General features: G+C 58.2%; 9 protein-coding genes and 1 pseudogene. 4 read left to right on the forward strand and 6 right to left on the reverse strand.

The annotated features are described in order from the left end of the window. Window positions 1-298 (forward strand): annotated as a pseudogene (locus H1Y01_RS19220) (CCA tRNA nucleotidyltransferase); the annotation flags it as partial. Window positions 299-508: 210 nt separating this feature from the next. Continuing rightward, window positions 509-751 carry a helix-turn-helix domain-containing protein gene (locus H1Y01_RS19225; RefSeq protein WP_180542460.1) on the forward strand — a complete coding sequence of 81 codons (243 nt, stop codon included), beginning with the start codon at window positions 509-511 and terminating at the stop codon, window positions 749-751. A gap of 35 nt (window positions 752-786) precedes the next feature. On the opposite strand, the gene H1Y01_RS19230 is transcribed toward H1Y01_RS19225, so the two are convergent. The 4 genes from H1Y01_RS19230 to H1Y01_RS19245 all read right to left on the reverse strand — a co-directional run bounded on the left by H1Y01_RS19230 (window position 787) and on the right by H1Y01_RS19245 (window position 4,389). Beyond that, window positions 787-1,290, reverse strand: coding sequence for a YybH family protein (locus H1Y01_RS19230; protein ID WP_180542463.1), 504 nt, complete (start codon window positions 1,288-1,290; stop codon window positions 787-789). A gap of 8 nt (window positions 1,291-1,298) precedes the next feature. After that, window positions 1,299-1,745, reverse strand: coding sequence for a VOC family protein (locus H1Y01_RS19235; RefSeq protein ID WP_180542465.1), 447 nt, complete (start codon window positions 1,743-1,745; stop codon window positions 1,299-1,301). A gap of 90 nt (window positions 1,746-1,835) precedes the next feature. Further along, the gene (locus H1Y01_RS19240) at window positions 1,836-2,654 is read right to left on the reverse strand and encodes a helix-turn-helix domain-containing protein (RefSeq protein ID WP_180542467.1); all 819 of its coding nucleotides are present in this window, start codon (window positions 2,652-2,654) and stop codon (window positions 1,836-1,838) included. A gap of 10 nt (window positions 2,655-2,664) precedes the next feature. Then, complete coding sequence (locus H1Y01_RS19245; RefSeq protein ID WP_180542469.1) at window positions 2,665-4,389, reverse strand: RecQ family ATP-dependent DNA helicase; 1,725 nt, start codon at window positions 4,387-4,389, stop codon at window positions 2,665-2,667. A gap of 228 nt (window positions 4,390-4,617) precedes the next feature. Between H1Y01_RS19245 and H1Y01_RS19250 the strand changes: the two genes are divergently transcribed. Both H1Y01_RS19250 and H1Y01_RS19255 read left to right on the forward strand, forming a co-directional pair. Further along, entirely contained in the window at window positions 4,618-5,976 is a 1,359-nt protein-coding gene (locus H1Y01_RS19250; protein WP_180542471.1) for a choice-of-anchor tandem repeat GloVer-containing protein, read from the forward strand. 71 nt (window positions 5,977-6,047) lie between these two features. Further along, window positions 6,048-7,292, forward strand: coding sequence for a tetratricopeptide repeat protein (locus H1Y01_RS19255; protein ID WP_180542473.1), 1,245 nt, complete (start codon window positions 6,048-6,050; stop codon window positions 7,290-7,292). 1 nt (window position 7,293) lies between these two features. On the opposite strand, the gene H1Y01_RS19260 is transcribed toward H1Y01_RS19255, so the two are convergent. Then, a complete protein-coding gene (locus H1Y01_RS19260) occupies window positions 7,294-7,749 on the reverse strand; it encodes a hypothetical protein (protein ID WP_180542475.1) in 456 nt (151 codons plus the stop codon). After that, window positions 7,746-8,736, reverse strand: a 991-nt coding sequence (locus tag H1Y01_RS19265; RefSeq protein WP_180542477.1) for a CRTAC1 family protein, incomplete at its 5' end; no start/stop codon positions are given. The genes H1Y01_RS19265 and H1Y01_RS19260, both read right to left, overlap by 4 nt.

The following is an 8,736-nucleotide window of genomic DNA, read 5'->3' on the forward strand; positions in this document are numbered from 1 at the left end:
GCTCAAGCGCTTTGTGCGGCAGCCGAAATTCGACGAGCATTTGGAGTTGCACCGGATCGACTGCATGTCGAGCAACGGGTACACGGAGGCTTATGATTATGTGCGCGGACGGCTTGGGGAATTGACGGCGGAGGAGTTGACGCCGGAACCGTTAGTTACGGGGCGCGATTTGATTGCGGAGGGATATAAGCCTGGCCCGCTGTTCTCGGAGATATTGAGCGCGGTTGAAGATGCGCAGCTGGAGGGAGTCGTTAGTTCGAGGGAAGAGGCGCTGGAGTTTGTGCGGGGGAGGTTCTGAGTGGGGTCATCGGAGCTGTACTCTTAGATCTTCTGACTTAGCGACGGTTTCGTTCTGGATCAAACCCTGCAACCCAGCGACGGTGCCATTCTGAAGGTCCAATGTCGCGTTCAATTCGGCCGGCAAATCTGCAACCCAAGATTGCGGGAAGGCCACGTAGCTCCGCCTGACCTTGTCAGCACTACGCAAATCGCGTACAGTAAGGGCGGCGTGCGGAAAATCCGGTGGGCATTGCAAGGAACGGGCAAGCGGGGCGCGAGTGATGTGCGGCAAGTCCGGATGAAGATGAAGCTCAGCCAGGCGCAGTTTGCAACAAGGTTCGGCCTTCCGCCCGCCACGCTGAGGAACTGGGAGCAGGGCCGGTCGCAGCCGGATGCGCCTACGAGAGTATTGCTCGCTGTCATCGCCAAACATCCCGAGATAGTTGAGGACGTGCTCAGGAAGGTAAGCTGAGGTGACCTTCGACCACCACATCGATGTTATTCAACTTACTGAGGGCGCGCTGGACGTGCGGGCATCGCCGAGTAATGAACATGCACCAGCACCCACCGGGTCGGATCGATCTTCCGGTAAACCTGCGTCTCCCGCCCGTTGGTTTCCACCGGCGCGCCGCTGCTACGCAACTTAGCTGTGAAGTGCCAGTCGAATTCAGCCCAGGCCGCGTCGCCGTAAACGTGCACGCGAACATCCCGCGTCGTCAAGGTGCGGTCCGTGAGCATCGCTCCCATCGTTTTCTGGTAGAAGTTTGTTTTGATCGCTTCCCATCCGTGCTCTTCGCTGAGCGGATAGATGAACGATACGTCCGGTGAAGTTTCCCAGACTTGCGAAGCCAGATTGATGTCGACCGGCTCGACATTCACTACGGCGGCGTATTTCGCGATGAGAGCTTTGATTTCGTCGGCCTGGCCGGCGCTGCCCTCCTGAGGGGGCGTCTGTGCGATCGCCATGGCGAAAGCACAAACGCTAAACACTGCGATCTGAAGAACTCGCATGTTACCTCCTATTGGTTCGCCTCGTTCCGCGGCGGGGAAGCATCCTTGATGTGAGTAGCGATCCACCACTTATAGCCAAACGGGTCTTTGACGCCGGACATGCGGTCACCATAAGGCTGGTCTGCGGGCTCACGGCTGCTCTGCGCGCCCGCGGCAACGGCCTGGGCGTGCATCGCGTCGCAATCCTCGGTGTAGAGCATCAGGCTTGCCGGAGATCCACCGAAATGCTCGACACTATAGGCCTCCCACTCGGGAGATTCGTCAGCCATCATGACGATGGAGTCGCCGATCTGAACTTCGGCGTGCATGATTCGGCCCTTATCATCGGGCATTCGCATTTTCTCTTTCGCCGAGAATGCCTGACTGTAGAATCTTATTGCTTCGGCGCAATTCTTGAACATCAAGTACGGCTGAATGCTGTGATAGCCGTCCGGAATCGGTTTTACTTCGGGCATTGATTACTCCTCGTCTTCACCTGTGATTGTTGCGCATCAGGCGCGAGTCCGGATTGTAAAAAATTGACCCTCGTGCCGGTTCCGAACAGATCAGATCAAGGGCACATGATTGAGATGAGGCGTGGCCGCGGATAGATAAGCCTGGGGAGATAGTCCGGAGAACGATCGAAAATCATGGATGAAATGGGGCTGATCATAGTATCCGCATTCCAGGGCAACTTGAGCCCAATCGATAGATTGCGCCTGGTGAACGGTCTGGAGTACCTGCTGGAAGCGCCGCACGCGGCAGAAAACTTTGGGCGGAAGACCAACCTGTCCCCGGAATAGCTCGACGAAGCGCCGCGGACTCAAACCAATCCGATCGGTAACAGCGGCGACTCGGGCGGTATGTGCCGAAGCCCGGAATTGAGTTAGTGCGTAAGTTACCGCCGGATGTAGTTCAGGAGGGCGGACTAACCGGTCTAACAAGCATCGCTCCAGGGTCGCGAACATCGCGTTTACAGTCGGACTGGCCAGAAGCTGCTCGCGGATTTCACTCGCACCGCCGCGCCACAGATAGTCCAGATCGACCGCTGTATTTTCCGCCTCGCAAGCCGGCATACGGAAGAACGGAAAGGCGCCCCCCGGCTTGAACTGGATTCCGATAACACGTTCCTGCTGCTCCGTGTCGATGACGAAGCAATCGGATCGGGCGCCGGAAAGGACAGCACCGGAATAGCTTGCATAGCTTGTAAGGTCTTGCGCATCGTAGATGCGAATTGGGCTATCGCGCAGATTAAAGATAATCGACGGCTCGCCGTTTGGAAGAAGGCGCTCTTTGGAATGCGTTTGCGGCGCGCCTTCCCAGTACCAGAAACACCCCACCAATGAGGAAAGCGGCACCTTTGGAATGTATCTGCGGGATTCCATCGACTAACTCCTATGAAACCGGAGCTTCCAGCGGCTCCAGCATACCCTTCTCCAGAACCGTGCTCAAGGCAAGTGTCCTGGTTCCACCCTCATCGAAGAGCACCGTGATCTTGTCACCTTCCAGGCTCTTCACCACGCCCCGGCCTAACTGCTTATGTACCACGCGGGTGTGCGGCTCGAAGGGCAGTTCGGGGATTTTCTCCGGTTCGGGAACCCGATACATCTGCACCGGATCGGGCGGCGGGGGCGCCAGTTCAGTCGCGTGCTTTGCGGTACGCACAGCCTCAGGTTGCGTGCAGGTATCGCAGTTCCCGCAATGCGCCGCGGCTTTCTCGCCGAAGTAGCTCAGTAAGTACTCCCGCCGGCAAGTAGTGAGTTCGGCGTAAGCGCGCATTTGTTCGATACGCTTCAACTCGGCATCGTGCGTGCGCGTGACTTCAGCCGCGGCTTCTTCCGTGATTTCATGGAGCTGCTGCGGATCAGCCGCCGGCTTCACCTCGCCGGAAGGCGTGATCTCGACGGCCCCCGCATCCTCCAGCCGGTTCACCGTTTGTGTCAGCCGCGCGTGGGACAACTCGGTTTTCTGTTGAAGGTCGGCCATCGATACCGGTTCGGACGCCTCCAGAACGGCGAGCGCCACCTGCTCTAAGCGTTGGGGCGCGGCCTTCACGCTTCCCGCGAAAAACTTGTGGATCCCGAGATCTTCGGGGCGATAGAAAAGCAGCGCGCGCGCCGGCTTACCGTCGCGCCCGGCACGGCCGATTTCCTGGTAGTAAGCGTCCATCGAGTGCGGCGTATCGAAATGAAAGACGAACCGAACGTTCGACTTGTCGACACCCATTCCGAAAGCGGATGTCGCGACGATCACGTCCGTCTCGCCATTCATGAAGCTGTCCTGAATCGGACCGCGCTGCTTCGGCGTCATGCCGCCGTGATAGGCCACGGCGTTTACGCCGCGCTCGCCCAACGCGGCGGCGAGATCTTCCGCGTGTTTCCGGCTCGCAACGTAAACGATTCCCGGTTTGTCGGCATCTTCAACACGAGCGATGAGCAGTTCGCGTTTGGCCGCTTCATTCGGCGCCGTGTTCATGCCGAGCCAAATGTTCGGGCGATCGAATCCATGGACGAAAATAGAGGGGTCGCGCATCCCGAGCCGCCGGACGATTTCGTCGCGAACTTCAGCTGACGCCGTGGCCGTTAACGCCAGCGTCACCGGGTGGCCAAGTTGCTCGACCGCGCGCCCCAGGTTCAGGTAATCCGGGCGGAAATCATGACCCCACTCGCTGATGCAGTGCGCTTCGTCGACCACAAAAAGAGCCGGGTTCGCCGCCCGCACGCGCTCCAGCACATCCTGTTTACTAAGCTGTTCCGGGGTGAGGAACATGTACTCGATCTCGCCCTCTTCCAACTCTTCGAGCAGGCGCTCCTGATTGCGCGGGCTCACCGAAGAGTTAATGACGGCCGCGCCCCCGGCGTCCTGCTCTTCGAGCGAATCGACCTGATCCTTCTGCAGCGCAATCAGCGGTGACACGATCACGGCCGGACCGTTCAGTATCTGCGCGGCGATCTGATAGACGGCCGACTTGCCCGAACCGGTCGGCATGATGACCAACGTATCGCGCCGGGCGACGACCGACTCGATGGCTTCCTTCTGGCCGGGCCGCAAACTCCGGTAATCAAAGGTGTCCCGGGCAACTTGTTCGGGTGTCGGTTTCTTTTTGCGGGTGAGGCGCACGGCACCGACCGCAGCAACGCGAGTTCCATCGTGCGTCTGGGGTTCCGCCCCGGAAGCACCCGAAACTGTGGCGCCTTTCTGACGACCGGCGCCTCACCGCGGTCCATCCGCCCATCCCAGATCCTTTGATTGACCGTTGATTGACCCTCGAACTGTTCCGGTTTTCATAGAACACGTTTCTTACAGTACTTTTCAATACACATAGAATTGCTGTTATGAATTAGTATTATGAGACGCGCCCGTTCGGATGAATTCGATTGGAATTTCATCGATCGGGGGAAATCGCTTGAGGAGATTCTAATCTTGCTTCGAACCTTGGCAGTACCATTTGCGTTCGCCTGCGCCTTTACTGCTGCCGTGCCTTCCGGGGCCGCTGCGCAAACTCTTGACTTTACAAAGCTGTATGACTTTTCGGCAACGGGGAATCCCGCGGTTGTATCTCAGCCGGTCGGCGCTCCCGTGCTGGGCCCCTTCGGGAAATTTTACGGGGTTTCCTACTACGGCGGCCCGAACACTTGTGGAACGGTGGGACAGCCATGCGGAACATTCTTCGATCTGACACCGCCCGCCTCCCCCGGTGACCCCTGGACCGAAACAACGATTTATGAGTTCCAAACTCACGAGGATGGATTGGCGGAGAACGCGAACCCCATCTATTACAACGGTGTTTTCTACGGAACAACCTACGGTGGAGGCTGTCCTAGCCCAGGCTACTGCAACGGAACGATCTACTCGATTGCTATTCACGCGGGGAAAACTGCGACAAAGACGACGCTGTATGGTTTCCAGGGTGGAATCGATGGGTCACGCCCCACTTTCCTGACCGTGCTGAACGACAACATCTACGGGATCACTAACTTCGGTGGAAGCACCAACGCCGGCGTCGTTTTCGAGCTCTCCGGCTCCCCACTCACCGAAACGGTGATTCATACCTTCGATGGGGCTGCGGAAGGCTCTTACCCGCAGTACATCGTCCCTTACAACGGCGATTTATACGTCTCGCTGGCTTACAGCGGCCTGTACGAGGGCGGGACGATAGTGAAGCTCACGCCGCCGGTCTCTCCGTCCACGACTTGGACTTCGACGGTTATCTTCTCCTTCGGAGGTCCTGAAAGTATCGCATGGAATCCGGAAGGATTTAGCTTCGGCCTTAACGGAAACATCTACGGTTCTCTGGAGCTTGGGGGAGGCGGGCCTTGCACTTCGATCTATGGCCGCTATCCGGGATGCGGAGCGATCTTCGAGCTTCAGCCAAGCGGTTCGGGCTGGACCTATACTCAGATCTACGGTTTTCAGGATGGAACCGACAGCGGTTCTCCGTATGCACCGCCCGTGTTCGACGGCAGCGGCAATATTTATGTGAGCAGCACCGGAACGAAGATTTCACCGAAGAGTTACGGAGCGATTCTGGAGCTGTCTCCTGCGGGTTCAGGTTACACGCCCACGGTGATCCATACGTTCGCCGACGGCGGTGGGGCGGATCCGGCCGGAATGTTGACCAGCGAGTCGGGTAATTTGTATGGATTTGCGACTTACGGCGGCACCGGAAACAACGGCACATTCTTTAGTTTGTCGCCGGCGCCATAAAGCTTCTCCACTTATTCGAGCGGCTTGTTCGAGGGTAGGAGATTCGCTCTCCTACCCTATAATGGTCGGTGTTGCGATTCCGACGCAGCCTTCCGATTGCGCTGTTGTGTTTCGATCTGTTTGCCCAAACCTCGCCCGGCGTGCAACAGCTGGAAGCCGCGGGGCGGGCGAAATGGACGGCCCGCGATGTCAACGGGGCGCTGGTCATCTATCAACAACTGGCGCAGTTGGTTCCACGTTCCGCCGAGTATCAGGATCAGGTAGGGTTCCTCCTGGGCGCCAGCAATCGAACCGCGGAGGCTATCCCTTACTTCCGGCGTGCCACGGAACTTGATCCGCATGCGGCCAAGTATTGGTTTCACCTGGGAGCCGCGGAGTCATTCAGCCAACAGCCGGATGCTGCCATAGAGCACCTGCAAAAAGCCGTCGCTCTGGCTCCGACGGTGGCGGAGTACCGTTCCCGTCTGGGGATTTTCTACAACGAACTCGGCCGTTATGAGGACGCTGCCCCGCAACTGATCAAGACCGCGAAAGCGCTTCCTTCCAATGCGCAGGTCTGGAGCGCTTTGGGGCTCGCGCTACAGAAGCTAGGCCGGTTCGCCGAGTCCCGCGACGCTTATAGTAAAGCCGTTGCACTCGACCCGAAAGACGATCTTGTTCGGAATAACTACGGCACCGTACTAGTCAAGGCCGGCGACTCAGCGGGTGGTCTCCGGCAGTTTCATAAAATACTCGAGCACGATCCCGATAACGTGAACGTGCTTGTCAATGTCGGTTACGCTTACATCGGGGCCGGCGAATACAAGGAAGCGATCAGCGCGTTATCCGATGTCGCCAGGCGCCATCCGGATGTAGCCGCGATTCGTTACGACCTCGGCGTGGCATACAAGCAAACCGACGATTTGGCGAACGCGCGAGAGCAATTAGAGAAGGCCGTGCAATTGGAACCCTCTCTGGCGGAGGCGCACTACACGCTGGCTCTGACCTATGTGGATTCCGGCGAGCCGGAGAAAGCGATCGAGCAGCTCCAGCTAGCTGTGGACCAGCGGCCGGACTATACCGACGGCTGGTATCAGCTGGGTACGATCCTGCAGCAACAGGGCGATGTGGATGGCGCGATCGCCGCACTTACAAAGACCGTTGCGCTCGACGGAACCGATGACGGAGCCTATAACTCGCTGGGCTTGCTTCTTCGTAAGCGCGGCGATCTGGAAGGGTCAAAGGCCGCTTTCGCCAAGGCGGCGGAAGTACGCGCGGCGAAGTTACAGGCGAAAGAACAGTCCATTCGCGAGGGTGCCGCGCGCATAAGCAAGTAAGTCAGAACAGATTTCCAGCGACGTGCAGAGCTGCCATGCGAGCTTTCTCACGAAGCTTGTCTCGCGAGAGATGCCGATCGTCCGTCGTTACTTCGATTTGGAAGTGTTGCTCTCGCACTCTTCCAAATACCGCCTCGACTACCTGGTTCGCAGCGCTGGTAACGCTACATGCGTGAGCTTCGTTGCCAATGGCTCTCAGAGGGAGCGGGGCAGAACCGCACTCCGGACGGCCGGTCTTGGCGGCGACCACAACCTCAATTCGCAGCGACATCTTTGCCGCCTTCGACTGCGCGGAGAATACGCAGGTTGTGCTCGCGGATTCATGAGTAACATTCAGTTCGACAGGCGTTCCCAAGATACCCTCGGCCGTCGCCGCGTTGAGCCAGGGGCAAGTCTCGCCGGCTATCGCGATCAAGGGCGCGAGCAGAACGGCAAGCAGCCCGGCTACCCGGATCATGACTTCCTGGCTGGAACCAAAATCTCGGCCTTGAGTATCTTGCCGCCTTCCTGGAGCAGGTAAGAGCGATTGACCTCCAGATTTTCAAAGTGGTCCACCTGTCCGCTTAACCAGCGCACTTCAACGGAGTCTACCTTGGTGGCCTGATCTAATCCGAAGTGCATCCGCATATCGTTTTGGGAGAAGTAACTGCCGCCGCTTCGCAGTTCGTCCATTTGGGTCAAGGGTTTCGGCGCGTTGGGCTTGGTTTTGGCGACAACGATGACCCGGCTCCCGATGCCGGTGCGATTCGACTTCACACCCGCAAGCTTGATCTTGATCCAGTTGCGTTTCCATGTAGAGTCGCAGCGGAGTACCTGCGGCACGGCATTCACGCAGTTCACGATGATGTCGATCGCCCCATCATTGTTGTAATCGCCGAACGCACATCCGCGGGCGGGCGCGTTTTCCAATATCCCCGGGCCGCCCTGATCCGTCACTTCTTCAAAGCGCCCGTTCTGTAGATTGCGGTATAGATACTTGTGCTCGGCATACTTCAAGTCGGTCTTCGAGCGATCGACCTCCGGATAGACATGACCGTTGGACATCAGGATGTCGAGCCAGCCATCGTTGTCCATGTCGAAGAACCCGACGCCCCAGCCCAGCAAGCGCGTATTGACTCCTAGGCCGCTCGGATAGGTGCGGTCCTCGAAGTTGGCGTCGCCCAGGTTTGTATAGAGTGAGTCGGTATCTCCCGCGAAGTTCGTCTTGACTACATCCAGGTTGCCGTCGCGGTTGTAATCCCCGATCGACACACCCATCCCGGCCTGAGGCTTTCCTTCGGGCGATAGAGCAGCGCCGGACTCGATGGCGATGTCTTTGAATGTGCCGTCTTTCTGGTTCTGGTAGAGCGTCGCCGTGGTTGAATCGTTAGCGACGTAGATATCGGGCCAGCCGTCGTTATCGAGGTCGGAAGCAGCGACGCTCAACCCGTAAGTGCCGGCCGTT

Source organism: Nevskia soli, assembly GCF_903970205.1.
GTDB lineage: Bacteria > Acidobacteriota > Terriglobia > Bryobacterales > Bryobacteraceae > Bog-113.

Coding starts and splice junctions, on each gene's coding strand:
- H1Y01_RS19250 (WP_180542471.1), top strand. CDS start 4,618: ATGAGACGCGCCCGTTCGGATGAATTCGATTGGAATTTCATCGATCGG.
- H1Y01_RS19260 (WP_180542475.1), bottom strand. CDS start 7,749: ATGATCCGGGTAGCCGGGCTGCTTGCCGTTCTGCTCGCGCCCTTGATC.
- H1Y01_RS19240 (WP_180542467.1), bottom strand. CDS start 2,654: ATGGAATCCCGCAGATACATTCCAAAGGTGCCGCTTTCCTCATTGGTG.
- H1Y01_RS19230 (WP_180542463.1), bottom strand. CDS start 1,290: ATGCGAGTTCTTCAGATCGCAGTGTTTAGCGTTTGTGCTTTCGCCATG.
- H1Y01_RS19235 (WP_180542465.1), bottom strand. CDS start 1,745: ATGCCCGAAGTAAAACCGATTCCGGACGGCTATCACAGCATTCAGCCG.